At 57.6% G+C, this 25867-nt stretch carries 22 protein-coding genes and 1 pseudogene; 14 read left to right on the forward strand and 9 right to left on the reverse strand.

What is annotated here, in order from left to right; all coding sequences use genetic code 11:
• Positions 1–95: 95 nt before the first annotated feature.
• The 11 genes from gspE (at position 96) to gorA (ending at position 9991) form a co-directional block, all read left to right on the forward strand.
• Complete coding sequence (gene gspE / locus HP15_RS08035) at positions 96–1604, forward strand: type II secretion system ATPase GspE (protein ID WP_014576989.1); 1509 nt, start codon at positions 96–98, stop codon at positions 1602–1604.
• Between the two features lie 3 nt (positions 1605–1607).
• Positions 1608–2819: a type II secretion system inner membrane protein GspF gene (gene gspF, locus HP15_RS08040; RefSeq protein WP_014576990.1), complete on the forward strand. Its 1212-nt coding sequence runs from the start codon at positions 1608–1610 to the stop codon at positions 2817–2819.
• Positions 2820–2886: 67 nt separating this feature from the next.
• Positions 2887–3339 (forward strand): type II secretion system major pseudopilin GspG, encoded by a 453-nt coding sequence (gene gspG / locus HP15_RS08045; RefSeq protein WP_014576991.1) that lies wholly within the window; start codon positions 2887–2889, stop codon positions 3337–3339.
• Between the two features lie 6 nt (positions 3340–3345).
• Positions 3346–3876: a type II secretion system minor pseudopilin GspH gene (gspH, locus tag HP15_RS08050; RefSeq protein WP_014576992.1), complete on the forward strand. Its 531-nt coding sequence runs from the start codon at positions 3346–3348 to the stop codon at positions 3874–3876.
• On the forward strand, positions 3873–4247 hold the full coding sequence (gspI, locus tag HP15_RS08055; RefSeq protein WP_014576993.1) for a type II secretion system minor pseudopilin GspI: 375 nt from the start codon (positions 3873–3875) through the stop codon (positions 4245–4247). Before gspH ends, gspI begins: the two co-directional genes overlap by 4 nt.
• Complete coding sequence (gspJ, locus tag HP15_RS08060; protein ID WP_041645195.1) at positions 4244–5023, forward strand: type II secretion system minor pseudopilin GspJ; 780 nt, start codon at positions 4244–4246, stop codon at positions 5021–5023. The genes gspI and gspJ overlap by 4 nt, the downstream gene beginning before the upstream one ends.
• 6 nt (positions 5024–5029) lie before the next feature.
• Positions 5030–6034 (forward strand): type II secretion system minor pseudopilin GspK, encoded by a 1005-nt coding sequence (gene gspK / locus HP15_RS08065; RefSeq protein WP_008171185.1) that lies wholly within the window; start codon positions 5030–5032, stop codon positions 6032–6034.
• A gap of 2 nt (positions 6035–6036) precedes the next feature.
• Positions 6037–7341, forward strand: coding sequence for a type II secretion system protein GspL (gene gspL, locus HP15_RS08070; protein ID WP_014576995.1), 1305 nt, complete (start codon positions 6037–6039; stop codon positions 7339–7341).
• Between the two features lie 3 nt (positions 7342–7344).
• Positions 7345–7875, forward strand: a complete 531-nt coding sequence (gene gspM / locus HP15_RS08075) for a type II secretion system protein GspM (protein ID WP_014576996.1) — start codon at positions 7345–7347, stop codon at positions 7873–7875.
• A 56-nt stretch (positions 7876–7931) separates the two neighbouring features.
• Positions 7932–8603: a GNAT family N-acetyltransferase gene (locus HP15_RS08080; RefSeq protein ID WP_008171182.1), complete on the forward strand. Its 672-nt coding sequence runs from the start codon at positions 7932–7934 to the stop codon at positions 8601–8603.
• 26 nt (positions 8604–8629) lie between these two features.
• On the forward strand, positions 8630–9991 hold the full coding sequence (gene gorA, locus HP15_RS08085) for a glutathione-disulfide reductase (RefSeq protein ID WP_014576997.1): 1362 nt from the start codon (positions 8630–8632) through the stop codon (positions 9989–9991).
• A 38-nt stretch (positions 9992–10029) separates the two neighbouring features.
• Here gorA and HP15_RS08090 read toward each other — a convergent pair whose 3' ends face one another.
• The 3 genes from HP15_RS08090 to HP15_RS08100 form a co-directional block, all read right to left on the reverse strand.
• Positions 10030–11973: a HAMP domain-containing hybrid sensor histidine kinase/response regulator gene (locus tag HP15_RS08090; protein ID WP_014576998.1), complete on the reverse strand. Its 1944-nt coding sequence runs from the start codon at positions 11971–11973 to the stop codon at positions 10030–10032.
• Positions 11966–12721 carry a hypothetical protein gene (locus HP15_RS08095; protein WP_227499727.1) on the reverse strand — a complete coding sequence of 252 codons (756 nt, stop codon included), beginning with the start codon at positions 12719–12721 and terminating at the stop codon, positions 11966–11968. Before HP15_RS08095 ends, HP15_RS08090 begins: the two co-directional genes overlap by 8 nt.
• 254 nt (positions 12722–12975) lie before the next feature.
• The gene (locus HP15_RS08100; RefSeq protein ID WP_041645196.1) at positions 12976–15099 is read right to left on the reverse strand and encodes a TonB-dependent receptor plug domain-containing protein; all 2124 of its coding nucleotides are present in this window, start codon (positions 15097–15099) and stop codon (positions 12976–12978) included.
• Between the two features lie 157 nt (positions 15100–15256).
• Between HP15_RS08100 and HP15_RS08105 the strand changes: the two genes are divergently transcribed.
• On the forward strand, positions 15257–15901 hold the full coding sequence (locus HP15_RS08105; RefSeq protein ID WP_014577001.1) for a hypothetical protein: 645 nt from the start codon (positions 15257–15259) through the stop codon (positions 15899–15901).
• 14 nt (positions 15902–15915) lie between these two features.
• Here the strand turns inward: HP15_RS08105 and HP15_RS08110 are convergent.
• The 4 genes and pseudogenes from HP15_RS08110 to HP15_RS08125 all read right to left on the reverse strand — a co-directional run bounded on the left by HP15_RS08110 (position 15916) and on the right by HP15_RS08125 (position 20165).
• Positions 15916–16847, reverse strand: a pseudogene (locus HP15_RS08110) (bile acid:sodium symporter family protein).
• Between the two features lie 66 nt (positions 16848–16913).
• On the reverse strand, positions 16914–17591 hold the full coding sequence (locus tag HP15_RS08115; protein ID WP_014577004.1) for a FadR/GntR family transcriptional regulator: 678 nt from the start codon (positions 17589–17591) through the stop codon (positions 16914–16916).
• An 81-nt stretch (positions 17592–17672) separates the two neighbouring features.
• Positions 17673–19169 carry a flavin-containing monooxygenase gene (locus tag HP15_RS08120; RefSeq protein ID WP_081449870.1) on the reverse strand — a complete coding sequence of 499 codons (1497 nt, stop codon included), beginning with the start codon at positions 19167–19169 and terminating at the stop codon, positions 17673–17675.
• An 84-nt stretch (positions 19170–19253) separates the two neighbouring features.
• Entirely contained in the window at positions 19254–20165 is a 912-nt protein-coding gene (locus HP15_RS08125) for a LysR family transcriptional regulator (protein WP_014577006.1), read from the reverse strand.
• A 100-nt stretch (positions 20166–20265) separates the two neighbouring features.
• Here HP15_RS08125 and HP15_RS08130 point away from each other — a divergent pair, with 100 nt between their 5' ends.
• Both HP15_RS08130 and HP15_RS08135 read left to right on the forward strand, forming a co-directional pair.
• Entirely contained in the window at positions 20266–21885 is a 1620-nt protein-coding gene (locus HP15_RS08130; protein WP_014577007.1) for an NADH-quinone oxidoreductase subunit L, read from the forward strand.
• On the forward strand, positions 21882–24338 hold the full coding sequence (locus HP15_RS08135) for a YbcC family protein (RefSeq protein WP_014577008.1): 2457 nt from the start codon (positions 21882–21884) through the stop codon (positions 24336–24338). The genes HP15_RS08130 and HP15_RS08135 overlap by 4 nt, the downstream gene beginning before the upstream one ends.
• Positions 24339–24368: 30 nt before the next feature.
• On the opposite strand, the gene HP15_RS08140 is transcribed toward HP15_RS08135, so the two are convergent.
• Entirely contained in the window at positions 24369–24641 is a 273-nt protein-coding gene (locus HP15_RS08140) for a YebG family protein (protein ID WP_008171158.1), read from the reverse strand.
• 148 nt (positions 24642–24789) lie between these two features.
• Positions 24790–25758 (reverse strand): beta-ketoacyl-ACP synthase III, encoded by a 969-nt coding sequence (locus HP15_RS08145; protein WP_014577010.1) that lies wholly within the window; start codon positions 25756–25758, stop codon positions 24790–24792.
• Positions 25759–25867: the final 109 nt, after the last annotated feature.

Genomic DNA, 25867 nt, shown 5'->3' on the forward strand with positions numbered 1-25867 from the left:
GAGTATAGTGTATAGAGTTATTCAGCGGGTCCATATCCTGTGGTAGCCTTTCTGAATTAGTTGAATCGAAAAGGGTTTCACGAACGAGGACGACCTTGACCACAGACACTGAACTTCAGCCGCAGGATGCTCCGCTGGGCCGTCTTCCGTTTACTTTTGCCAAGCGCAACGGAGTAATCCTGACCCGTTCGGACTCCGGCGAGCCCGTTATTCTGGTGCGGCCCGGTGCGTCCCATTCTGCGCTGGCGGAAGCGAACCGTATCAGTGGCGGTCGTGCCCGTTTTGCCACCATTGATCCGGACCGTTTCGACCAGGCCCTGAATTCCGCCTATCAGAACGACTCTGCGGAAGCGATGCAGATGGTGGAGGGCATCGGCGATGACATGGACCTGGCCTCCCTCGCTGACTCCGTGCCGGAAACCGAGGATCTGCTGGAGCAGGAAGACGATGCTCCAATCATCCGTCTGATCAATGCCATTCTCACTGAAGCAGTGAAAACCAGCGCCTCGGACGTTCACATTGAAACCTATGAAAAGCGCCTTGTGGTTCGCTTCCGGGTGGATGGTGTGTTGCGCGAAGTGGTAGAGCCCAAGCGCGCACTGGCCCCGCTGCTGGTGTCCCGGATCAAGGTCATGGCGAAGCTGGATATTGCCGAGAAGCGGGTGCCCCAGGATGGCCGTATTGCGCTGAGGGTCGCTGGTCGGGAAGTTGATATTCGTGTGTCGACCATGCCGTCTTCAAGCGGTGAACGCGTGGTTCTGCGTTTGCTCGACAAACAGGCAGGTGCCATACGGCTGGAATCCCTGGGCATGGCGGGGCAGGACCTGAAGGTTCTGCGCAAGCTGATTTACCGGCCTTATGGCATTTTGCTGGTCACTGGCCCGACGGGTTCCGGTAAGTCCACCACGCTCTATGCCTCGCTCCAGGAAATTAACGACCGTAGCCGCAACATCCTGACTGTTGAAGACCCCATCGAGTATAACCTGCCCGGCATCGGCCAGACCCAGGTGAATACCAAGGTGGCCATGACCTTTGCCCGGGGTCTTCGTGCCATTCTGCGTCAGGACCCAGACGTGGTTATGATCGGTGAGATCCGGGATCTGGAAACGGCAGAAATTGCCGTACAGGCGAGTCTGACGGGCCACCTGGTCCTCTCCACGTTGCACACCAACACTGCCGTTGGCGCGATTACCCGGCTTATGGATATGGGTATTGAGCCCTTCCTGATTTCATCAAGCCTGGTGGGCATTGTTGCCCAACGGCTGGTTCGGGTTCTGTGCAAGGAATGCCGGGAGCCGTATACACCTACAGAAGAGCACTGCGAGTTTCTGCAGCAGGATCCCGCCAACCCGCCCACCATTTACCGGGCAACCGGCTGTAGCCATTGCAACCAGCTCGGTTACCGTGGGCGTATTGGTATCTATGAGGTGGTGGAGATCTCCGAGGAAATCAGTTCTCTGATCCACAAACGTGCCGGTGAGCTGGACCTGGAAAAGGTGGCTCGCCAGCATGGGCCCAGTATTCACGCAGACGGCGTGCAGAAAATCCTGGATGGTGTGACCACGGTGGAAGAAGTACTCCGCGTTACGCACCGGGGTCAGTAAACCATGCCAGCATACGAATACAAGGCTCTCGATTCCCGAGGCAAGCAAAAACAAGGTGTCGTGGAAGCAGATGCGCCGAGAGCCGTTCGCCAGCAACTTCGGGAGCGAGGCCTAACGCCGCTGGCCGTCGAGCCGGCCGCCGAGAAACAGACCAGGAGCAATCCCCTGAGCAGCCGGGGTTCGCTGGCCGCGGCCGATCTGGCACTGGTTACACGCCAACTGGCAACCCTGATCCAGTCCGGCATTCCCATTGAGCAGGCGCTCTCGGCTGCTGCTCAGCAGTCACCGAAACCCAGAATACGCAGCATGCTGATCGCCATACGCGCGAAAGTCATGGAAGGCTACACCCTGGCGGACAGCCTGGGTGAGTTCCCCCGGGCATTCCCGAGGCTGTACCGGTCTACCGTTGCGGCCGGTGAGCACGCCGGCCATCTCGATCTGGTTCTGAACCGGCTGGCGGATTACACCGAAAACCGTCAGGAGGCGCGCCAGAAAATTCAGCTGGCGGCCATCTACCCCATCATTCTCAGTATCGTCGCCATTGCCATCGTCGTGTTCCTGCTGACCTACGTGGTGCCGGATATCATCGATGTGTTTCTGAAGCAGGGGCAGGAGTTGCCAACGCTGACCATGGCCATGCTTGCGGTGTCGGAATTTCTGGCGGATTACGGTGTCTATCTATTTATACTGCTGGTCGCCGCATTGATGGTGTTCCGCTTTTTCCTGACCAAGCCCGGGTTTAGACTGCGGTTTCACAAACGTCTGTTACATCTCCCCTTGTTTTCAGGGATGGTTCGTGGCGTTAACACTGCCCGCTATGCCAGCACCCTCAGCATACTGACGACCAGTGGCGTGCCGCTGGTAGAGGCAATGCGCATTGCCGGTGAGGTGTTATCCAACGATTTTCTGCGGCAGGAACTGCGGGATGCAGCCAGAAAGGTCAGCGAAGGCGGCTCATTGCACCGTTCCCTTGATCAGACCGGGTATTTTCCGCCGATGATGCTGCACATGATCGCCAGCGGGGAGGCCAGTGGTGAGCTGGACAGCATGCTGGAACGAACCGCGCGCATGCAGGAAAACACCCTTCAATCAAAGATCGCTGCGATTGTGGGGCTGTTCGAGCCGATGATGCTACTGGTGATGGGCGTGGTGGTGCTGATCATCGTGCTGGCCATCATGCTGCCGATACTGAATATGAGTAATCTCGTGGGATGAAACCCGCGCCGGAGCGTCCGTCGACGAGCCCGGACCAAAGCAATCCATGCCAATAACGAGTGAGACAATGACGACCAAAAACCTCAATTCACACAACCGTAACCGCGGCTTTACCCTGATTGAAATCATGGTGGTGATGGTGATCCTGGGCCTGCTGGTGGCCATCGTGGCTCCAAACATCATGGGTCGGAGTGACCAGGCCAAGGTCACCGTGGCGGAAACCCAGCTGAGCAACATTGCAAATGCGCTGGACCTTTATCGCCTGGATAACAGCCATTATCCCTCCACCCAGCAGGGTCTTGAGGCGCTGGTTTCCAAGCCAAGTGGCAGCCCGGAGCCCAAGAACTGGAATTCCGACGGTTACCTGAAGAGCGTGCCGGAGGATCCCTGGGGTTCTGAATACCAGTACGTAAGCCCGGGTACCGAAGGTCCCTACGATCTGTATTCCTACGGCTCTGACGGCCAGGAAGGTGGCGACGGAGACGCTGCCGATATCAGCGTCTGGGACACCGAGGGCTAAATCACTGTGCAGGTCAGATCCCGACAGACCGGTTTCACCCTGATTGAAATACTGGTGGTCCTGGTGGTTGTGGGTCTGCTGGCTTCGCTTGCCGTGTTTACCATGGGGGGAAGCTCCCAGCAGCGCGAACTGGAAAATGAGGTCCGGGAGCTGTACCTGCTTATGCAGACAGCCTCGGAGCAGGCGGTTCTGAATAATCTGGAGCTGGGCCTGAAGCTGGAGGAAGACGGCTACCAGTTCGTGGCTTACCAGGATCAGACCGGCGACTGGAAGGCCTCGGGTGAGCGTATGTTCCGGGCCCGGAGCCTGCCGGAATGGCTCACTGTCACCGAGTTCATCGAAAGCGACGCGCCAAGGCTGGCATCATCCGAAGATACGCTGTTGCCGGACGTCGTTTTTTTCTCCAGTGGCGAGACAACGCCGTTCGAGCTTGAGTTCACCATCGGAAACGGGTCAGACACGATGCACGTTCTGGCCTCGGATGGGGTGTCGCCCATGGAGTGGCGCAAACCGGGCGATGAGGGGAGCAGCGGGTGAGGACGCAGAAAGGGTTTACCCTGATCGAAGTACTTATTGCCCTGCTTGTGTTCGGCCTGATTGCAACGGCTGCGGCTGAAGTTGGGAGCCAGTACATTTCCAGTTACGAACGGGTTCGGGACAAAACCCTGGCGAGCTGGTTGGCAGATAACCGAATTAACGAAATTCGACTGCAGGAAAACATCCCGGGTATCTCCGAGAACTCCAAGGATACCGACTTCGGGCCGTATCGTTGGCGGGTGACCACCGCGATTCTTGCAACCGCCGAGGCGAAGATGCGTCGTGTGGAGGTCACGGTTGCCCGTTATCGCGAGGAAGGCGCGGCGCCGGATCCGATCCATACCCTGTCGGCGTTCGTGGGGGCACAATGACGTTCCCGTCCGCACACAGCTGCCATCCGCAACAACGTGGTTTCACGCTGCTTGAGGTTTTGATCGCGGTTACCATCACTGCCGTTATCGGGCTTGGCGTTTGGCAGGTTATCAACGGAGTGGTTAATTCCCGTGATCGGGTGAACGAACTGGCGGAACAGTTCGACGGTTTGCAACGGTCCATGCTCCTGCTTGAGCGCGATATCATGCAGGTGGTCAACCGGCCTGCCAGGGACATTTACGGTGATTTCCAACCAGCGCTCTCCAGCCGTGAGGACGACTTTTCCCTGTTGCTGACCCGTCAGGGGTGGCGGAACCCCCTGGGTATTCGCCGCAGTGGCCTGCAGCGTGTCGGTTGGGAATATACTGGCAGCGAACTGCGGCGCCGGTACTGGCCCATGGTGGATCAGGGCCAGGAAGATGACAGCCGCGACGTGCTGCTGCTGGAAGGCGTAAAGCGCCTGGAAATAAGGTTTCTGGATGCCAACCGGAGCTGGCAACCGCAATGGCCAACCGATGAGGTGATGGCCGGACTGACCCCGGGGAGCCGCCCGGATATTCCATTGCCGCTGGGCATGGAAGTGACTCTTGAACATGAACGTTTTGGAACGCTGGTGCGGACCTTTGCCTTACCGGATTTTGATCCGGCCGTTGCCCAGGGTGCAGTAAACCAGGCCAACCAGGCTGCCAGCGAAGCGGAAGAAGAAAGCACAGAAGAAGAGGCTACCGGAGAACAAACCGGAGAGAATACCGGTACAACGGGGCAGGGAGGCTAGGTAGCGATGGGCCAGACCCCGAGGTTATCGAATCGTCAGCGCGGCGTTGCTCTGATCATGGTGCTGCTGGCCATGGCTCTGGTGGTCATGCTTGCTTCGGGGATGACCCAGCAGCAGAGCTTGCGAGTGTTCAAGGCGGGACATTATCTGGCTCAACAGCAGGGCCAGAGTATCGCACTTGGCGCCGAGGCGTTCGCCCGCCAGATCCTGCGCAGGGATTATGACGAGGACAAGGAAGAGAACCTGATGGTCGATAGCCTTGACGAGTTCTGGGCCGCCAATGCAGCCGTTCTGCCGCTGGATGACAATGGCGTGGCTGAGGTTCAGATTGACGACCTCGGAGGTCGCCTTAATCTGAACGACCTGGTCGGCGCCAATGGCCAGGTGGACCCCATCGTCAGAGATCGTTTTGTTCAGTTGTTTGCCGCACTGGGGATTACTGCAGTTTCTGTAGATTCGCTGGTGGACTGGATCGACCCCAACGACCAGACCGTCACGGCCTACGGCGCCGAGGACGGCCAGTATCTGATGGCTGAGCAGGGTTATCGGGCTGCCAACCAGCCGTTCACCACGGTGACCGAATTACGCCTGATCGAAGGCATGACCGAAGAGATTTATCGGGCCCTGCGGCCCCACGTGGCGGCACTTCCTGTAAATGGTGCGGGGATCAACGTGAACACCGCGACGGCCATGGTGATCCGCTCTCTCCATGAAGAGCTGACGGACGCCCAGGCTGCGTCTATTCTTGAGAAGCGGGAAGAGGAACGGTTCGAGAATCTCCAGGACTTTCTGGCGTTACCAGAGTTCGCCGGGCTCGGGCTCAAGTCGGTTGGACTGGGGTTGCAGACACGGTTTTTTGAAGTTGCCTCGCGGATTACCTACGATAACCGTGTCGTGAATATGGTCAGTACCGTGTTCCGGACTCCGGAAGGCGAAGTCCAGACGGTTAACAGGGATATCGGGCAGAAAAACCGAATCACCAAAGAGCCTTTCACAATTTCAGAAGGATAATCATGTCTTATCGCCTTTACGTCCGCCCAATACCGCCGTTTGCGGACGCTGACCAGGACCCCGGTGCCCAGATGTTCAACTGGGTCCTGCACGATGCCAGTGGCGATGCGCAGGCTCGCGGCGCAGGCGACAGCCGGGAAACCATCGAGCATACCCTCGGCCAGAATGCACTGGATAATGTTCTGTTGATCGGCCTTATCCCCGGCGAAGAAGCGATTTATTGTCTGGCTGATATTCCCGCGAAGCAAAGCCGATTTATCAATCAGGCGTTGCCCTACGCTGTCGAGGAGCAGATTGCCCAGGACATTGATTCTGTTCATCTGGCGCTGGGCGCCCATACCGATCACGGCTACCGAGTCGCGGCCATTGATCGCGAACGTATGGGGCAGTGGGTGAATCTCTTTAGCGGCTGGGAGCATGCTCGCCTGGAAGCGATTTTTCCGGATGCCTCATTGTTGCCGCGCACCGAAGGCGGCTGGTCGGTCTGCCTGGATGGCGAAACGGCAATGATGGTGAGCGAACGCGGCGAGTGGCTGAGTATGCAGTCTGCGAACCTGGGAATGTTTGCTCACACGCTGGCTGCCCCGTCTGCGGAGGAAGTGGTGGCTGAAATTCCGGTCACGCTTTACGGCACCGCTGATGAATTTGATCTCCAGCAATCGGCCATCTCGGAGTTGAACGGTTCTGGTCGGCTTGCGGTTCGCAAGGAAGTTCTTGAGCTCATGCCTCTGGAGCTGCTGGCCTACGCCCATCACCATCATCTGTGCGAACCGGTAAACCTGTGCCAGGGCATGTTCTCGTCCAAATCGGGCAAGGCGAGTCCGCTCAAACCATGGAAACCCCTCATCGCAGTTGCCGCCGTCTGGTTCGTGGTTCAGGTGGCGTTGAATGCCGGAATGGGATTCTACTATCAGAATCAGGCAGAAAAACTGCGAAACGAGGCCATGGCAATCTATCGCGATGCGTTTCCGAATGACCGGCGTACCCATGCCGGCAACGTCCGGCGCGTGATCGAAGGCCAGTTGCGGGTTGCCGGCGCCAGTGGGCCGGAGGTGGACTTTATCACCCTGATGAAATACACAGGACAACAGTATTCCCGTTTGCCGGGCAGTCAGGGAGTGAATTTCAATTCAGTGAATTACAGCCGCTCACGGGGTGAGCTGGTGGTAGACGTAAAAGCCGATAGCTATGACCGGTTGAGCGCTCTGCGCAACGGCCTCGCGAACCAGGGGCTGGAGGCGCAGATTGGCTCGGTGGTGAACGAAGCGAGCGGCGCCCGCGGCCGCCTGACGGTCTCAGGAGGTTAAGGTATGCTTTCCCGAATCAAGGATCAGCCGGCGGTCGGCAAACTCATTGCTCAGTATGACCAGTTGCCCCGTCGCGACCAGCAGGCTTTGGTGGTGCTGGCCATCGCTGTTTTTCTTGGCCTTCTGTATTTTGCCGTCTGGCGACCGGCGGCCGGGTTCTACGACCAGGCGGAAGCTGCAAGAGACAATGCCGGCGAATTGCTGGCCTGGATGCAGGCAAACCAACGGACAATTCAGCGTCTTGGCAACACAGGCGGTGCCAGCACCACGGCGTCGGCAGACAAACCCGCGGATGGCCGTGCCCTGATGGCTCTGGTGACCCGTTCCGCCGGGGAGGCGGGTCTGTCACTTCAGCGCTTTGAACCCAGCGGTGAAGACGCCATCCGCGTCTGGCTTGAGAATGCACCTTTTGCAGAGGTTGCCGCTTGGTTAGAGCGATTGAATGGCACCCATGGTGTCGTCATTGACCAGGCCGCCATGGACAGGGCCAGTGAGCCAGGGCGGGTTTCCGTTCGTCTCACACTGGCCATCTGATTCTGAAAACCAGATTCCGGGCCTTTTGTCCGGAACTGACGCAGGAGAGGGAAGCGATGAGTAACGGCAGCGACAACAAGAACAAATCCGAGCCAGCCATTGTTCGCCTGGACGAAACGGCGCGGAATGAAGCCAGATCCATTCTGTTTCACGCCTACCGGAACGAACCGACGTTCCAGTACCTGTTTGATCACCGGCGCCCCGGCTACGACCAGAGGGTGAGGGCGACCATAAGGGAGCTGATAGACCTTTATTTTGAGCTCGAACAGGATGCCATTGGCGTGATGGTTGACGACACGCTTGTGGCCGTTGCGTTCATCGGGGATCCCGAATTAAGGATGAACCTGGCTGATCAGATCAGCTGGCGGATTCGTATGGTGCTGACGACGGGGTTTGCCTCTACACGTCGGTATCTGGACTACCACGAGAAAATTCGCGACATGTTGCCACAACCACTGGCGCATCAGTTGCCCATGATGGGGGTTAATCCCAAATACCAGAATCGCGGCTACGGCCGGTTGCTGCTGAAAACCGTTGAAAAACTCTGTGCCGAGAACCCGCGTGGCAGCGGGTTGGTGCTCGATACGGGTAACAACCGTTATCTGCCGTTTTACGAATCCGAGGGTTTCCGGAGCCTTGGCAAGATTCAGCTCGGCGATTTTGAAGATCACGTGTTGTTCAGGGAAGTGCATCCGGAAACCAAAACGGCCACCTCCGGCCAAACCTGATTTTAAAATGTGTAACGGGAGAAGCTGTGTCTGACCAGCAGGATTTTGATCTGATCGTTATCGGAGCCGGCTCCGGCGGCGTTCGCCTCGCGCGGATGTCTGCCCAGCGGGGCGCCAGGGTGGCCGTGGTTGAATCCAGGTATCTTGGCGGAACCTGCGTAAACGTTGGCTGCGTGCCCAAGAAACTGTTTGTGTACGGCGCTCACGTTCACGATGAGCTGGAAGATGCAGCCGGCTACGGTTGGCAGGTTCCACTCGATGATGTCAGTTTCGACTGGCCGAAGCTGGTTGCCAACAAGAATGCCGAGATCGAGCGTCTGAATGGCATTTATGGCCGGTTGCTGGAAAACGCCGGTGTGACCATCGTCGAAGGAACGGCGTCCTTGACAGACGCCAATACCGTGGTGGTCGGGGATACCTCCTATCGGGCCAAACACATCACGATTGCCACCGGCAGCTGGCCGGTGATTCCGGATGTGCCTGGCAAGGAATGCATTCTTACGTCCAACGAGATGTTCTACCTGCCGCAGCTGCCGAAGCAGGCCGTGGTCTGGGGCGGTGGCTACATCGCTGTGGAGTTTGCCGGCATCCTGGCCGGGTTGGGTGTTGATACAACCTTGCTGTATCGCGGTGATCTGTTCCTGCGCGGGTTTGATGGCGACATCCGACGGTTTACCGAACAGGAAATGCGGAAAAAAGGCGTAAACCTGCAGTTCGGGGTGACCATTGAATCGGTTGAGGCCGAAAATGCCCATTACCGGGTTCAACTTAACAATGGCGAAACCCTGGAGACTGGCCTGGTGATGGCGGCAACCGGTCGTCGTGCCCTGGTTGACGGTCTTGGTCTGACTGATCTTGGTGTCCAGCTCAGCGCCTCGGGGCATGTTGTCGTGGATGATCACTTCCAGACTGCCGTGCCCTCAATTACTGCGCTGGGTGATGTGATTGGAACTCCTCAGCTTACGCCGGTTGCCCTGGCACAGGGCATGGTGCTATCCAGACGTTTATTCGGCGATGGCAAAGGCGAAATGGACTATTCGGCGATTCCAACGGCCGTATTCTGCCAGCCAAACATCGGAACGGTTGGGCTGACTGAGGAAGAGGCCCGGGAAGCGGGGCATCGACTGCGGATCTACCGTTCGGAGTTCCGTCCGATGAAATACACCCTCAGTGGTCGTGACGAACGGAGCTTGATGAAGCTGGTGGTAGACGACGAGACTGATCGAGTATTGGGTGCCCACATGGTGGGTCCGGACGCTGGTGAGATTACCCAGGGGCTGGCGGTTGCCATCAAGGCTGGTGCGACCAAGGCCCAGTTTGATTCCACCCTGGGCATTCATCCGACATCTGCCGAAGAGTTTGTCACCATGCGCGAGCCGGTGGCGTGACTTAGTGCCGGCGTCCGGCTCTGGGCGCCCGAACCTTTCTAGAGCTTGATCCAGCGGCTGAGCACTTCCCGCAGCATTTCCTTGCGAACAGGCTTGGCCAGATAGTCGTTCATGCCACAATCGAGACAACTCTTTTCTGTCCCGGGCAGAACGTCTGCCGTTAGTGCAATGATCGGTGTCCCTATCTGCCCGTTGCTCTGCTCCCATTCCCGGATATAGCGGGTGGCCTCGTATCCGTCCATCACGGGCATCTGACAGTCCATCAATATGATGTCGTAGCCTGTGTGGTTAGTGGTCACCCTGTCCAGTGCTTCCTTGCCGTTGTTGGCGGAATCGGTATGGAAACCCAATCGCTTGAGCATAGCTGTGGCAACGCGCTGGTTTACCGGGTTATCTTCCACCACCAGAGCGTGGCTGGTGCCATTAATCGTCTCCCTTGGCGGTGTACCGGACGGTTCGGGCTCGCTGGGTCGATCCGCCAGCTCGAAGGGCAGCTCAAACCGGAACGAGGAACCCTTACCCAGATCCGTTTCCACCTGAATGTGCCCGCCCATGAGTTCAACCAGCCGCTGGACCAGGGAGAGGCCAAGCCCGGTGCCCCCGTATAGCCGGCTGTTTCCGCCGTCGACCTGTTCGAAGGAGTTGAAAATGTCGTGAAGGCGCTCGGTCGGAATGCCGGACCCGGAGTCGCTGACCGAGCAATTTAGAATGATGCAGTTGTCTTCCAGAGCGAAAAAGCCCGCCTGAATATTGATAAAGCCATCGCCAGTAAACTTGATGGCGTTGTCAGCCAGCCCCGCTAGAATTTGCCGCAAACGCGCGGGGTCACCGATGACTACGGGGTTGTCCGGCCAGTCGCCGAAGAACTTGAGATTGAGGGCAAGGCCCTGTTGCTCGGCGAGGTGTCGGTAGGTGGCGGTGCAGTTGGAAATCAGTTCCCGAAGGTTAAACTCCTGGCTTTCAAGCTTCAGGGTGCCGCTGTCCATCTTCGAGTAATCGAGGATGTCCCCGATGACGGTCAACAGATCCTCGGTGGACTGGCGGGCGGTGTTGAGGTATTCGCGCTGGCGTTGGGTAAGCGGTTCTTCCTGGATCAGATCGACCATCCCAAGCACCCCGTTCAGGGGCGTACGCAACTCATGGCTCATGGTTGCCAGAAATTCAGATTTCGCCTGATTTGCCATCTCGGCCTTTTCCCGGGCACCTTCGGACGCGGCGAGGGTCTGGTCCCGTGCTGTTTTCAGGCCGGCCAGGTGATGAGCCAGCTGGTTGAGTTGCTCTTCAATGGCAACGATCTCCTTCGAACTCTGGTGAGTATTCAGGGGACGCTCCTGGTAGTCACCATCGGTGAGTTGACCGATTCGCCCGGCGAGGTCCCGTATCGGTGCCAGAATTGCTCCAAGGAAATGATTGATGATCAGAATGCTGAACAGCAGCAGGGCCACGCCAACGGCGATCGATGTCCAGAGAATATCCTGCCGCCGTTCCGCAAGAACATCCTGACTTACGCCAACCTGAACAGTGCCAACCCGCAGAGAACCGGAACCAAAGCCATAGTCCGGCTCAAACCACTCCGCAGTGCGCTCCGAACCAAATTCCAGGGGCTGCTGGAGAATCTCGGCTTCATAGATCTGGTAGCGCTCGGGTATCTCACCTGGGTTGATCGGTTCGCGGGAAACAAAGCCAAGTTGGTCTCCCATAACGTCAGAAACCCGGATCCAGTCGGCTTTACTGCGACGCAGCGACTGGGAAAGGATCTGGTCCAGTGCCAGAGTGTTGCCAGAGACAACGGCGTATTCCAGGGCAGGGGCGAGGCTGTCGGCAAGCATCTGGCTGCTGTCGGACAGATCCCGGCGCGCATCCTCAAGGCGCACAGACGTGAAGAACACCATCAGAACGATAAACATGACGATGGCTGGCAGAGCTCCAAGGAGCAGCAGCTTTCGCGACATGGGGCGCTGTTGTCTGTGGCTGTTATTCATCAGACGCCTCCCCATTAACCGTTAATTGTCGATCAACCCGTGTGGCAATATCCTCACGGCTCGGCAAGGGAATGTTCAGAGAACGTGCAACCTGGGCATTGACCTCGACCCGAAACTCCTCGGGATACGAGGGTTCCGGGTATGCACCGGTTTCGAAAAAGGTTGATAAAAAGTTGCCGGCCATCTCAACCATTTCAGGGAACGGGGCATAACTGGAAGCCAGGGAGCCTGCTTTGACATAAGCCTGAGTGGGGCCGATGACGATCTGATTACGGCGGTAGGCGGTCAGCAGAATATGTTTGATGGTTCGGGGGTTGTAAATGGCGCTGTCGGGCGCTGCAAGCAAGAAATCACCGTAACCAAGGGCCCGGACAAGCGTCGGAATCAGCTCATCGTTGCTGTCTACAAGAAAGATCTTCGCCGACATGCCGTAGGCCGGCAGTTCATCAATCAGCGGCTCGTACAGTTCAACGGAATCCGCTGTTGCCAGCAGGGCAATCTTGTTGGCCTGGGGCAAAATGGCCTTTCCCGTCAGAGCCTGGCGGATCAGCGGCACATCGTACAACACCGCCGAGATCTGGCCCGGCGACCGCTCGGCAAAGGCGGAGATAAAGGATCGGTCGACCAGCATGGCCAGGATCGCTGCGGACCGGTTGGCTTGACGTGCCCGGGAGAAAGCGGCGGGGCCGACCGTAATGACCGGACTGTTCTCCAGAGTGGCCAGCTGGTCGTCGGAGACCTCGGTCAAGGAGGTCGCTGGTCCCAGCTGCCGTTTCAGGAGAGCAATCAGATGTTGATCCAAAGGTGCGTTGCCTGAGCCGACAAAATAAACGACCCTTGCCGGTGCTTCCTGGGCATTGGCCACCGTGGCGCAAACGGCGAAAAGCAGAATGCACAGGGCCTTGAGTAAAAGGCCCGGGTTTCCGCATCTATTCCGGTTTCGGTGAATCGTGCCTGTCCTTCGCTCCATACCGTCCAGGGCTCGCGCTTTCCTTGTTAACTTCAGAAACGAATACCAGCCTCAACAAAAAACTGGTTCTGATCCTCAATCCGGTTATCCGGGCTGATCCATGGCTTGGGATTCAGATAATGCTGCATCGTCAGTGCCAGCATATAACTGTAATCGGCTTTGTCCACCCGGCGGGCCAGACGGAAATCGGCTCGCTCGAACCGGGATTCCCGTACCTCATTGGTCCAGTACATTGCTGCGGAGGTCATGAAACCCATAGGCAGATCCTGAATCCAGGCGAAGCTGCCAGAGTCGCGGGCTGAGAGCCGTGCCAACAGATCCACAGCACGTTCCTGCTTGTCCACCGGCAGTGCCGCCGGGTCGCCGGTGTAACGACCTTCCTGCTCAAGGTAGGCGTAGGTGGCGCGAAGTTTGGTCCCGGAAAACTCCAACGAGGTTTCCAGTTCTACGCCTTCTTGCTCCAGATCGACATTGTTGGCGATATACCACTCTTCTTCGTTGATGACACCGCTGATCATGTCACGGAAATCGTCGTTGAAGTAGCGGACTTCCACCGAGAGCAATGCTCTTTCCAGATGGAACTGGCCAAAATAACTGATCTCCCTGGAGGTGATCCATTCTTCCTCCAGCTCCTGGCCATAGGTGGAGGTTGTCGGGTCCAGAAGGCCCTCGACTTCGATTCTCTGGCCGTCCAATGCTTCAAATGGGGCCTGCACATTTCTCGGCGTGTAGCCCCAGTCAGGATTCTGTTCAAAGGCGTCCGGTGTGCGAACCGCCCGGGAAAACACGAAACGCAGGGCATGGTTGTTGTTCAGGATGAAGTTTGCGGCAGCCCTGGGCGAGAAATAATCTTCATCGGTGGTGGTGGTCTGTTCCCAGTTCCCGCCAGCGTTAAAGGTTAGCCATCGAAAGGGCGAGTACTCGGCATTCGCGAATACCCGGGATTGATAGTTGTCTCCTTTCCCGTTGAAGAAGGTCTCGGAATTGAAAGAGTCCTTTCTGTAGCCCACGCCGGAAACCAGCTTGAATTCATCGCTGAAAATGATGGTGTCCTGAAGTTCGATTTCTTGCCGGGTTTCCTCGAGGTCTTCGTTCAGATCAGCAATGAACGGACCCTGGTCTTCGGGGAAGGCCGGGAACCCGGATGGCAGAAGCGCGTTGATTTCCGCTGCCGGGGCGGAAACCGTCCAACGCTGACGTTGCCGTTGGTTCTGATAGCTTGCCTGAATATGGTAGAAGTGACTGGGAGAGGTCGCTCCGTCGAACCGGACATGGAGATAGTAGTCGTCCATGATGATGTCCGGGTTGGTGATCGCCCCCAACTTGCCGGACTTCTCGAAGTCCTCTTCGTTTACGCCATCCAGCACGCCGGCGCGCACATCGATGGAATGCTGACGATCAATCCGGAACACGCTGTCGAAATTGAAGTTGTTGATGTCGTGGCCATCGTGGAAGGGGATCTCCTCGCCGCCATCAACCTGGCTGTCAAAGCCATTGGATTTGCGCTTTTCGTATGACAACCTCCAACTCTTATCGGCATCGGTATCGCCCACAGAGGTGAACGTTCGAACATGTCCCCGCGAGCCGACCGAGGTGTAGGCCTCCACGCCGGCGGTATCCTGAGGCGATCGGGTGATGATGTTGATGCTGCCGAGGAACGCGTTGATGCCGTAGGCCGCGGAGTTGGGGCCTCGACTCACTTCAATTCGTTCGATATTTTCCAGAGCGACTGGCATGCCCAGCCAGTCTACGTCTGCGAGGCTGATCCGGTAGGCGGTTCGTCCGTCAATTTGAACTTGCAGCCGACGCTGTTCGTACTGGGACGTACCGTGGTAGGTTGCCACCGGATTGGTGCTTCCCCAATGACCAACAACCATACCCGGTACCAGCCGGAGTGCCTCTACCAGGTTCATGACACCGAGATCTCGGATCATGTCGCCTGTAATGATGGTGGTTGTCCCGGGAACCCGAAGCTTGGACTGGCGCAGTCGGGTTGTGGTCAACACTTCGGGAATTTCGCTGTGTTCGCCTTCCAGGCCAAGCAAGCCGGGCATGAAGTCGGGGGTTTCAGTCTGTGCCTGGACCGTCACAGGCAACAGCGCAGAGATAGCAAGGCTGACGCCAAGGCAGGTTACGAGAGGGCGACAGTTACTCATTCCTGCCATTTTTATCGATTGATGCATGGTTGACGTTCTATAATCTGCCGAGAAATTGAGTAAAGCGGTTTTATTATGTTTGGGTCCTATCGTAAGGGACTACAGACGGTTTGTCTCTCTGAAATGTAATGAATCTAGGCCCGGGAGTTGCAGCTTTATGAATTGTTGGGAAATCCTTGGAATTGAGCCGACCGGCGATCGTCGGAAGATCCAGGATGCGTATGAGCAACAGCTCAAGTTTGCTTCGGAAGACGAGGCAAAGAGCCTGGAAGCGGCTTTCCGGGAGGCAGTCGGGGACGATCCGGGCCCGGTAAAGCAGGCTTCTGACACGGTTCAGACTGAACCGCATCGCGAGGTGCAGGACGAGGAGCCTGATCGTCCGCTGGATGCCAACGAAGGCCAGGTGGTTCGTGAGGTGGTTATCCAGATCAAGGCCTTGCTCAATGATTCCTCAAGAAGCAAGGACCCGGGCATCTGGAAAGCCATTCTGGACGAGCCGCCCGCTGATCAGCCGCGGTTGCGACGTGAGATCGGACGCCAGTTGGAGCCCCAGATACGTCCGATGGCGGAAAACGGCACCTTTCCGGCACCGGTGGCCCAGTTTCTCGGTGAGTGGTTTGGCTGGTTCACTATGGAACAGGCGCCTGAGGTGGCCGACGATCGGAATTACCCGGAACCCGACATGGCGGAAGAGCAGGGCGAACAGCCACCGCAAATGGTCAATTTCTGGCCGGCGGTGATTGGCTGGATTGTCGGGCTGGCGATTCTCGCCACACTCTTTGGCGGAATGGGGGGCGGTTGAGTCCGCCGCCCGTATCAGCCCGTTTTCTCTGCATTCGCCCTTTCAATTTTATCCCGGTACTTCTGGGCCAGGAAGGCTCCGACGATAACCTGTATCTGGTTGTAGCACATGATCGGTAACACGATCATGCCGAAGCCCGGGTGCCCTGAGAACAGGACCTTGGCCATGGGCAGTCCCGACGCCAGGCTCTTTTTGGAGCCGCAGAACACCACAGCGGCTTCGTCCTCCAGGCTGAACCCGAATCGCCGTACCAGGAACCTGGCAAACACCATGAATAGCAGCAGCAAGCCCAGGCAGAGCGCAATGGCGAAAAGGATGGCCTGCAGGGGCAGATTCTCCCAGAGTCCGCTCTCTACCGAATGTGAAAAAGCGGAGTAGACGATCAGCCAGATCACGCACTGATCGTATCGGGCCATCAGTGTTTCGTTTCTGCCAAGAAACCCGCCGAGCCATGGTCGGAGCGCATGCCCAACCGCAAAAGGCAGCAGCAGTTGCAGAATGATGTCTTTCAGGGCTTCCGCTACGGAGAAATCCCCGCCGCCAGATGTGCTTACCAACAGCAACAGCAGGAATGGCGTCAGCATCATGCCAAAGACATTGGAGGCGGCTGCGCTGCAGATTGCCGCCGGAACATTGCCACGCGCCATTGCGGTATAGGCGATGGAGGAGGATACCGCCGACGGCAGGACGCCCAGATAAAGAAACCCCAGACCAAGATCCTTCGGCATCCAGGAGGGTGCGATATTGCTGAGGCCGTTAATCGGCAGCACCGCGAGTGGAAAAAATCGAAGGTGAGCGAAGTGATCAGAATGTGCAGCCGCCAGTGGGTGGCACCGGCAATAATCTGCTCGCGGGACAGCGCTGCGCCATGGAAAAAGAAGAGCAGGGCGACGGCGACCGTTCCGGCAGTGGCCAGTGCCTCGCCTGCCTGGCCAGTTGCAGGCAGAAAGGTGGCCAATACGATGGCGCCAAGGAGCAGCAGGGTAAAGGTGTCGATCCGGAACTTCATGAATCAGGACTCCCGACGCTTCAAGGCCTGAAGGCTGGGTTTCAAAAGCGACCGGGCCAGGGATTCTGCCTTGCCCTCGTCCTGACGCCGGACCGCCGCGAGCAGGAGTTCGTGATCTTCCTGCGAGGGTTCCGGCAGGTCTGCGTCGGTTTCGGTCTTCTCGATGGTCTGGCTGACAGCGTGGGAAAAGTAGTCGTAGAGCTCGATCAGCGCTGAGTTATGAGAAGCCGCAACCAGGGCATGATGGAAGGCTTCGTCGTGCCGGATGCGAGCCTGCAGGTCATCTCCCGCTTTGGCGCGAGCATCCAGGGCTGTGGTCATGTGCCGGAGATCCTGTTCTGTCCGCCGGTGCGCTGCCAGCTTGGCGGCCTCCGTTTCCAGCATGATCCTGACCTCCAGCTGCTCCGCCAGCTGGGTGCGGGCAATTCTCCGCAGTGTCTCCCCGGCGTCCCGTGTCGCCCGTACGTATGTGCCATCCCCCTGGCGGGTTTCCAGCATCCCCACGTGTACCAGCACCCGAACCGCCTCACGAACCGTGTTTCGGCTTACTCCGAGGGATTCGGAAAGTTCTGATTCGACGGGCAGGCGATCGCCAACCGACCAGTCACCTTTTTCGATGGCGTTTCTGAGACTCTCGATAGCGGTCTCGACCAGCGAGCCTTTGCGAATACGTTCCAGCATAGCGTATATCATCCTTCAAACCGATAACCCAATCATCCTATGAATATAGGCAAGGTTCAAGTGCAAAAGGCTTTCACCCGATTACCCCGCGGTCTGGCCAGGGTAAAGAAACTGGTAATCAGCGGTGTCTACCCGGCGGGTGGCGAACCGGTAGGTGAAGGTGAATCCCGGCCAGTTGATGGTATTGCGCCCATGCTCATCGAGGTACCAGGAGGTGCAGCCAGAGCTCCAGACTGTGTCTTCCAGGCCCTGTTGAACCACATGGGTGAAACGGTCCTGCCGGTCTTGTCGGACGTCCATGGCGGAGTCAGGGTACTTTTCGAGTGCCTCCAGACATTCCAGGACGTAGCGAAACTGGGACTCAAGCATGTACAGGATAGAGTTATGGGCCAGGTTGGTGTTGGGTCCATAGAGCATGAACATGTTGGGGAAGCCGCTGACGGTGATGCCTTTGAACGCGACAGCGCCGTTCTGCCAGGCCTCATTCAGCGTCTTTCCGCCCCGGCCTGTTATCCGGATGGGTGACAGGAACTCCGAGGCCCGAAAACCAGTGCCGCAGATAATGGCGTCCACTTCATGGTGGTGGCCTTCGTGCGTAATGACGCCGGACTCGTCAATGTGGTCAATAGGGTCGGTAATCAGGTTCACATTCGGCCGGTTGATGGCCGGATACCAGTCGTTGGAAATCAGAATCCGTTTGCAGCCGATCTTGTAGTCCGGAATGATCTTTTTCAGCTTGGCGGGATCTGTGACCTGTTTTCTGGCCTCCCGCTTTGCCATGTTCGCGTAATACTCGAGAAGGCCACTGAATTTGGTGAAAGCGAGGGCGCGACTCTCGTTTTTCCAGTAAATAAGGTACCGATAGAGGCGATCCCATGCCGGTACTTTCTGGAACAGCGTCTGCTCCCAGCGCTTGAAGGGCCGATCCGGCTTGGGCAGGACCCAGGCCGCCGAGCGCTGAAACAGGTCCAGCTGCTTTACCTTCGATGCAATCTCCGGAACAAACTGAAGGGCACTGGCGCCGGTTCCAATGACCGCCACCCGTTTATCGGACAAGTCGTAATCATGATCCCAACGGGCTGAATGGAACATTTTGCCCTGGAAACGATCCAGTCCCTTGAGGTTTGGCCAGGCAGGTTGATTGAGCTGTCCGGTGGCGGTGATGAGTACATTGGCGGTCAGCTGCTCACCGTTTGCGAGGGTCACCGACCATTGATTTGTTTTGTCGTCAAACGCGGCTTCCTGCACCTCGGAGTTAAACCGGATGTGACTGCCTAGGCGATATTTCTGAACGCAGTGCTCCATATAGCCGAGTATTTCGCGCTGCAAGCCGAATTTCCGCGACCAGTCGTGCTTGGGTTCGAAGGAGTATGAATAAAAGTGCGATTGCACATCGCAGGCGGCACCGGGGTAGGTGTTATCACGCCAGGTACCTCCAACCCGGTCGGCTTTTTCCAGCAGGGTCAGGTTATTGAAGCCGGCCAGTTTCAGTTTGATGGCCATGCCCAGACCACCAAAACCGCTACCGATAATCAGAATGGACGGGTGTTCTCGCAGGCTGGCTTGGCTCATGATCATATGTCCGGCGTTATTATTGTGGTCTTTCTGCTTCAGTATACGGATGTAAGTCAGCCTTATGGATGACATTTTTCGCCACTCGGGCTAGTCAGAATGACCAATCGGCGTCCGGGTCAGATAATTGTCCTGAGTCTGGGATAGCAGTTCCCTGAGTGCCGGCGTCTCGAACTGGCGTCGGATACTGATGGCATAGAACTCCTCGAAGACGCCTGGCAGGGCGCCGTAGTCTGCAAGGGTTCCGCTCTTCATTTCGTCGCGCACGACCACCGGAGGCATAATGGCGAAATGACCGGTATCCCGGGTGAGAAGTCGCATCATCGCCATGTCATCCACCTCGGCGGCGATGTTGGGACGCAGCCTGTGATACTCGCACAACTGGTCGAAGGCCTGGCGTATGTTGTTGTCCGGGCCCGGCACAATCAGACTCCGGCCACGCAGTACGTCGACAAAATCGCCCTGAACGTCTATTCCCCGCGGCCCGATGATGCTGACCGGCTGTTTGGCAATCAGCCGTGACCGCCAGGGATTCTGTTCATCTCCCTGTACCGCCTGGTTTGCGAGGATCAGGTCCAGTCGATGCGCCGAGAGGCGTCTTAGCAGCTCATCCATGTGGCTACTTTGCAGGCTCAGCTCAAGGTCTTCCCGGTTCAACAGCGGCTGCAGAAAGCCTTCCTGGAAGTTACGGGAGAGCGTAGCCACTGCCCCGATCCGGAGTATCTCGCGGTTTGGTTGAGCGCCGGAGGCAAATAATGCCGTCAGTTCCTCACCCTGGCGGAAGATCTCCTCGGCGTAGGAGAATGCCATTCTCCCGGCTTCAGACAGCTTGAGGCGCCGCCCCTCGCGAATGAAGAGGTCGTGCCCCAGGCTGTCTTCCAGCTTGCGTATCTGACCCGACAGCGCCGACTGGGAAATATGCAGCGAGTCCGCTGCCCGCGTCAGGTGGCCGGTTCGCGCGACCTTCCAGAAGTAGTAAAGGTGATGGTAATTCAGCTTCATGTGATTTCGTTCTCGAAAAACGAATGATCTGATAAGTATAAACCATTTTTTATATGTGACGATGATCGGCAAAGTACTTGCAATCAGGAGGTTTGCAAGTATGAATCCAATCGCCGAATTTTCATTGCTCTCGATCCTCGCACTCTGGCTGCTGCTGCCGGTTGGTCTCTTCCTGCTTGCCGGGTTGACTGGCTGGCTGAAGAATCCACTGAAAGTGAACCACTGTTGGCGACTTGCCGGGTGGGCATTGTTGGCCTCCATGGCCGTTTCGGTCGTGATGGGAATCCTCCTCCTGATTCAGCCCTATACAGGAGGCGACAGCAACCGTCTGGCCACCCTGGGTGGGCGCTTCGGCCTGTATCCAGACGGGATAGCGGTCTGGATGGCCACGATGGTGGCGTTTATTGGCTGGGTTATTCTTCGGTTTGCAGACAACTACCTCAGCCAGGACCCTGGCCGTGACCGTTTTCTTCCCTGGTTTCTGGTGACGGTTGCCTCTGTTCTGGTACTGGTGTTTACCAACCATCTGCTGATTCTGGCAGGCGCCTGGATTGGTGTCAGTCTGGCCCTGCATCATTTGCTCACCCTCTATCAGGACCGGCCCCAGGCGCGAATGGCGGCGGTTCAGAAGTTCATCGTCAGCCGGGTGGGGGATGCACTGGTGGTCTCTGGTGTGGTGGCGCTCTACCTGCATTACGGCACCTTTTACCTGCCAGACATGGTCCAGAATGAGGGCGCCCGAGCCGGTGGCTCAACAGCGCTGACAGTTGCCTCGGTGGTTCTGGCTCTGGCGGCGGTTCTCAAGTGCGCCCAGATTCCCTTTCATGGCTGGCTCATCCGCGTTATGGAGGCTCCCACGCCCGTGTCTGCGCTGCTCCATGCCGGGGTTATCAATCTTGGCGGTTTCCTCTGGCTCCGTTTATTCCCGGTGTTCGATGGCTTTACGGCCGGCCACATGATTCTGCTCGTGATCGGCGGCATGACGGCGGTCGTTGCGGTTCTCACCATGATAACCCAGTACTCGGTCAAACATGCTCTTGCCTGGTCAACCTGTGCGCAGATGGGCTTTATGCTGTTCGAAATCGGCATGGGGGCCTACACACTGGCACTGCTGCATCTACTGGCCCATTCGCTGTACAAGGCGCATTCGTTCCTGGCTTCCGGTCGCACGGTGGCCGTGTCGGCAGCAACGCGTTTTCCCGAATCTCCCTCTGCCAACCGGCTCTCCTGGGCCGGGCTTACCGGCCTGTTGGCGGCGGCGATCCTGGTTCAGTTCCCGTGGATCGTGGAAAACAATCCGGTTTTCGGAGCATTGCTGGTGCTGGCGGTATCGGCGGCCGCCATGGGCATCCCGGCCGGAGCAACCAAAGCGGTGAAGCTGAAGCTTGCAGGACTGGCAGTGCTCCTGGTTCCGCTGTACTCATTGTTGCACTTTCTCATCGGCCCGGCCGTTCCCGAGCAGGAAGGGTTTGCTATCCCCGGCATTGCCCTGGGAACGGGCGCCACTCTGGTAACGCTGCTCGCCGTGTGCTCTTTGATGATTGCATTCGGTGCTCGCTTTCCGGCCACCCGTGCTCTGGGCGTTCATTTTCGTCAGGGGCTTTACCTGGAATTGCCCTTTGATCGGTTGACCTGCTTCCTGGCGGCGGAGGCTTTGAAGGTGCCGGCCATGTTCCGCAGGGTTCCGCATCATCCGTTCAGACTGGAGGAGAGATCATGAGCGATGTAAGCGCGCCGTTACCGGAACTGCAGTGGCTGAGCGATGACTGGCCTAAACCGGTTAAACAGGCCTGCGACCTGATCGCTCCTGTCTGGCCTCTCGATCAGTGGATAGCGGTGAATCCGTTCTGGGGCCTGAGACATTGTCCGGCCCCGCGGGTTGATCAGGTGCTCAACGAGCGCGCGGGTTTCAGTATGCTTATGCCGACCGAGTTTTACCGGGAAGCCTGGGAAGGTGGACGGATTCGGGAAGACGATCTGAGGGCAAGTATTGCGGAGCGCGGCGATGAACGGAATACCGCCTGGTACCTTGATTGGCTGGGTCGAAACGGGGCGATAACTGCGCCACTGCGCGGTTCCATTCTGGATACCTTTGCGGTTGCGAATGCCCACGAGGAGGCCGGTGTTCTGACTGACATGGTTTGCGACCAGGTTTCTCGCGTTTGCGGCGCCTTTTTCGATCAGCGCCAGAGCCGATGGTCCCTTTCGGGCAACCAGGCCAATGGGGGGGTGTTCGGTTTTTGGCTTGAATCAGTCAGGCAGGATCTGGCGCTTGATTTTACGACCGGGTTGAAAGGGGGCCGTGCGTTCTTCAAGACGGTTCCGGACGGCAGGGATCAGGCAGTACAGGAGGCGCTGAGTCGGATCGGCGCTCGTGGAGATGAGTTGGAAGCGCTGTGCCATAGCCTGTTGTTGAGAGTGAACGGCTGGGCCTCCTGGTGTCGCGGAGAAGACTGGCGGGCAGGCCTTGAGGGTCGTTCATCCGATCGGTGTGAGGACATTCTGGCGATCATGCTGGTCTGGGAGTCCGCAGGGGTAGCCTTCGCCTCGGCGGCACAGAAAGCAGAGTGGCAGAGGCAGAGAGCCCGTGCGAGTCGCAGGGGCGATTACGATGATCGCAGCAGGCTGTGGGTGTGGCAGCGTGCCTTCGAGATTGGTTACCAGCGCACCTTGTGGCAGGCACTTGAATCTGCGCCGATAAAGCAGGCGTTGCCCGACTCCGGGCGTGGCATTCCCGCAGCCCAGGCGGTTTTCTGTATCGATGTTCGCTCCGAAGTGATGCGCCGCCACCTTGAAGCAGTGTGCCCCGACGTGCAGACGCTCGGATTCGCCGGTTTTTTCGGAATGCCAATCGATCATCAGCAACACGGACCGCTTGCCCCGGCCCGCCGACTGCCGGGCCTGTTGCCCGCGTCTTTCCGGTTGATTGATACCAAGGGCAGCCTGCGAGAGGATCTGGCAGTGAATCGCTCTCTCGATCAGAGAGAGATCGCCCGTGAATCAGTCAGAAAGGCGAAATACACCAGCTTGTCGACGTTCACACTGGTTGAGACCACCGGTTTGGCCTGGGCCTGGAAACTGGTGAAAGACACTTTGAAAAAGGGCCACAAAACCCGCCCTGACCAAAGTGTAGAGGGGCGCCTGGTCCATAGCCACGGAGGCGACCCGCTCTCTGATGCCGAGAGGGTTGCGCTGGCGGCCAATATGCTCCGGGGGATGTCTCTGACCAGTGGTTTCGCGCCTTTGCTGGTACTTGTTGGCCATGGCAGTCATACCGATAACAACCCGAACCAGGCTGGTCTCGACTGTGGTGCATGTGGCGGCCAGAGCGGCGGCGTGAACGCCCGGCTTGCAGCAAGCCTGGTCAATGATCCACAGGTCAGGGCGGGGCTTGCCGACGAAGGTATCAGAATTCCGGACTTCACCTGGGCGGTCGCTGCCGAGCACTGCACAGCCACGGACAAGGTAACGATTGCTGATCGCCATCTTATCCCGGATTCGCACATGCAGCACCTGGCAGATCTGGAAGCCGGATTCGAAACAGCCGGCATCCGGGCTCGAAAAGAGCGGGCAACGCCGCTGAAATTGAACGGGTTGGACGACGATAACCTCAAGCAGGCCATGGAAACCCGGACCCGGGACTGGTCAGAGGTTCGTCCGGAGTGGGGGCTGGCCAATAACGCGGCAATCATCTTCGCGAAGCGCAGCAGGACCCGGGGCAGCAACCTGTCCGGCCGCGTATTCCTGCACGATTACGATCCGACTCTGGACGAAGATGGCGGTCTTCTGGAGGCTTTGCTGGCGGCACCAATGATCGTCGCCAACTGGATCAACCTTCAGTACTTTGCGTCGGTAACGGTTCCCGAAGTGTATGGCTCGGGTAACAAGCTCCTGCACTCCGTGGTTGGCGGCAACGTCGGCGTTGTCGAAGGTAATAACGCACGGTTGAGAATTGGCCTGCCGCTGCAGTCCGTTCACGATGGCACTCATTGGCGCCATGAACCGGTTCGTCTTACTGTTCTGATTGATGCGCCGGGAGATCGGATTGAATCCGTGTTACGTCGCCAGCCAGATGTGGCGGCTCTGGTGGAGAACCAGTGGGTCAGTTTGCATCGGATGTCTGGCCAGGGCGTAGCGCGTTACGACAATGGCAACTGGGTAACCGTGGCATGAGAGGAGGGCGGCCGCGCCGCCCCTGTCCTGCTATTCCTGTTCTGCGTTCAGCAGCTCGGGCTTCTTGAGAGCTTTCTGGAACAGGTCTTTGTCCTCCGCTATGGCCATGGCACAGCGTTCGGCCAGATCGTCGCCCAGGCCTTCAACCTTGCGGCCAAGGAATACCTGAATTTCCTCCGCCAGTTCGAGCACTTTGTCCCGGGCGTCGGCTTCGGCTTTTGAAGTGAACAGCATCGTCTCAGGATTTTTCAGTGCCATATCCAGGCCGTCCCTATCAGAAAAGTAGACTGCTTGTACTGCCATGGTTATTCCTCGCAGTGAGCGTTATTGGTACTGTATAAAAATACAGTCTATCTGACAGGGTGCGGTAAACACAATGAAAAAACGGGCTTCAACAAAAGCTGAAGCCCGTCTCTGGTTCAAAACGAGTGGCGATCCGAAAGATGGCCGATCAGTAACGGAGCAGTGCAGAGCCCCAGGTAAATCCGCCGCCAAAAGCCTCAAGGAGAAGCACCTCATTGCGTTTGATCCGCCCATCTCGCACAGCCACATCAAGGGCGAGAGGGATAGATGCAGCGGACGTGTTGCCGTGCTCATTAACCGTTACGACAACCTGATCCATGGACATGTTCAGTTTCTTTGCCGTGGCCGAGATGATTCTAAGGTTGGCCTGGTGTGGAACCAGCCAGTCGATCTCCGATTTCTGCATCCGGTTGGCTGCCAGGGTTTCATCAACGATCTTGCCTAGCGTGTTCACCGCCACTTTGAACACTTCATTGCCCTTCATCTCGACGAAGGCCCGACCCGCCTTTACCTGATCGTAATTGTCTGAGATGCCGCAAGGCACGTGGAGCAGATCTTCGTATTGACCGTCGGCGTGGATATGGGTGGAAAGAATCCCGGTTTCCTCGTCGGCTTCCAGAATCACGGCACCGGCCCCGTCTCCGAAGAGAACACAGGTACCGCGGTCTTCCCAGTTAATGATGCGGGAAAAAACCTCAGCGCCGATAACCAGGGCTTTCTTGCTGCTTCCGGTCTTGATGAACTTTTCGGCTGTTGCGAGGGCGTATACAAATCCGCTGCACACCGCCTGTATGTCGAACGCGGGGCAGCCATGGATGCCAAGACGCGCCTGCAGGATGCATGCGGAACTCGGAAAAATCTTGTCCGGGGTGGAGGTGGCAAACACGATCAGATCGATGTCCTGTGCATTGATGCCCGCGGCATCAATGGCATTCCTGGCAGCCTGCTCCGCAAGATCCACTGTGGTCTGGCCTTCAACGGCAATATGACGTCGTTCGATTCCCGTGCGCTCACGAATCCACTGGTCGGTGGTGTCGACCATTTTTTCGAGGTCTTTGTTGGTAACGATGTTTTCAGGCAGGTAGGAACCGGTGCCGGTAATTCGTGCAAAGGTCATTCGCAAGTGTCCCGAGGCGTAACTGGATAACGTACTACCATGCTATACCCATGCAACGTCGTGCGTAATTAGCGATTTGTCAAAGACGCCCAGAAACTGGCACGCTCGT

This window comes from Marinobacter adhaerens HP15 (assembly GCF_000166295.1).
In the GTDB taxonomy this organism is placed as follows: domain Bacteria; phylum Pseudomonadota; class Gammaproteobacteria; order Pseudomonadales; family Oleiphilaceae; genus Marinobacter; species Marinobacter adhaerens.

What these genes read in the sequence shown, in the direction of transcription:
- gspF (WP_014576990.1), top strand. Translation starts at nt 1,608, where the DNA reads ATGCCAGCATACGAATACAAGGCTCTCGATTCCCGAGGCAAGCAAAAA.
- gspG (WP_014576991.1), top strand. Translation starts at nt 2,887, where the DNA reads ATGACGACCAAAAACCTCAATTCACACAACCGTAACCGCGGCTTTACC.
- gspJ (WP_041645195.1), top strand. Translation starts at nt 4,244, where the DNA reads ATGACGTTCCCGTCCGCACACAGCTGCCATCCGCAACAACGTGGTTTC.
- gspK (WP_008171185.1), top strand. Translation starts at nt 5,030, where the DNA reads ATGGGCCAGACCCCGAGGTTATCGAATCGTCAGCGCGGCGTTGCTCTG.
- gspL (WP_014576995.1), top strand. Translation starts at nt 6,037, where the DNA reads ATGTCTTATCGCCTTTACGTCCGCCCAATACCGCCGTTTGCGGACGCT.
- gspM (WP_014576996.1), top strand. Translation starts at nt 7,345, where the DNA reads ATGCTTTCCCGAATCAAGGATCAGCCGGCGGTCGGCAAACTCATTGCT.
- HP15_RS08080 (WP_008171182.1), top strand. Translation starts at nt 7,932, where the DNA reads ATGAGTAACGGCAGCGACAACAAGAACAAATCCGAGCCAGCCATTGTT.
- HP15_RS08090 (WP_014576998.1), bottom strand. Translation starts at nt 11,973, where the DNA reads ATGAATAACAGCCACAGACAACAGCGCCCCATGTCGCGAAAGCTGCTG.
- HP15_RS08100 (WP_041645196.1), bottom strand. Translation starts at nt 15,099, where the DNA reads ATGAGTAACTGTCGCCCTCTCGTAACCTGCCTTGGCGTCAGCCTTGCT.
- HP15_RS08105 (WP_014577001.1), top strand. Translation starts at nt 15,257, where the DNA reads ATGAATTGTTGGGAAATCCTTGGAATTGAGCCGACCGGCGATCGTCGG.
- HP15_RS08115 (WP_014577004.1), bottom strand. Translation starts at nt 17,591, where the DNA reads ATGCTGGAACGTATTCGCAAAGGCTCGCTGGTCGAGACCGCTATCGAG.
- HP15_RS08120 (WP_081449870.1), bottom strand. Translation starts at nt 19,169, where the DNA reads ATGATCATGAGCCAAGCCAGCCTGCGAGAACACCCGTCCATTCTGATT.
- HP15_RS08125 (WP_014577006.1), bottom strand. Translation starts at nt 20,165, where the DNA reads ATGAAGCTGAATTACCATCACCTTTACTACTTCTGGAAGGTCGCGCGA.
- HP15_RS08130 (WP_014577007.1), top strand. Translation starts at nt 20,266, where the DNA reads ATGAATCCAATCGCCGAATTTTCATTGCTCTCGATCCTCGCACTCTGG.
- HP15_RS08135 (WP_014577008.1), top strand. Translation starts at nt 21,882, where the DNA reads ATGAGCGATGTAAGCGCGCCGTTACCGGAACTGCAGTGGCTGAGCGAT.
- HP15_RS08140 (WP_008171158.1), bottom strand. Translation starts at nt 24,641, where the DNA reads ATGGCAGTACAAGCAGTCTACTTTTCTGATAGGGACGGCCTGGATATG.
- HP15_RS08145 (WP_014577010.1), bottom strand. Translation starts at nt 25,758, where the DNA reads ATGACCTTTGCACGAATTACCGGCACCGGTTCCTACCTGCCTGAAAAC.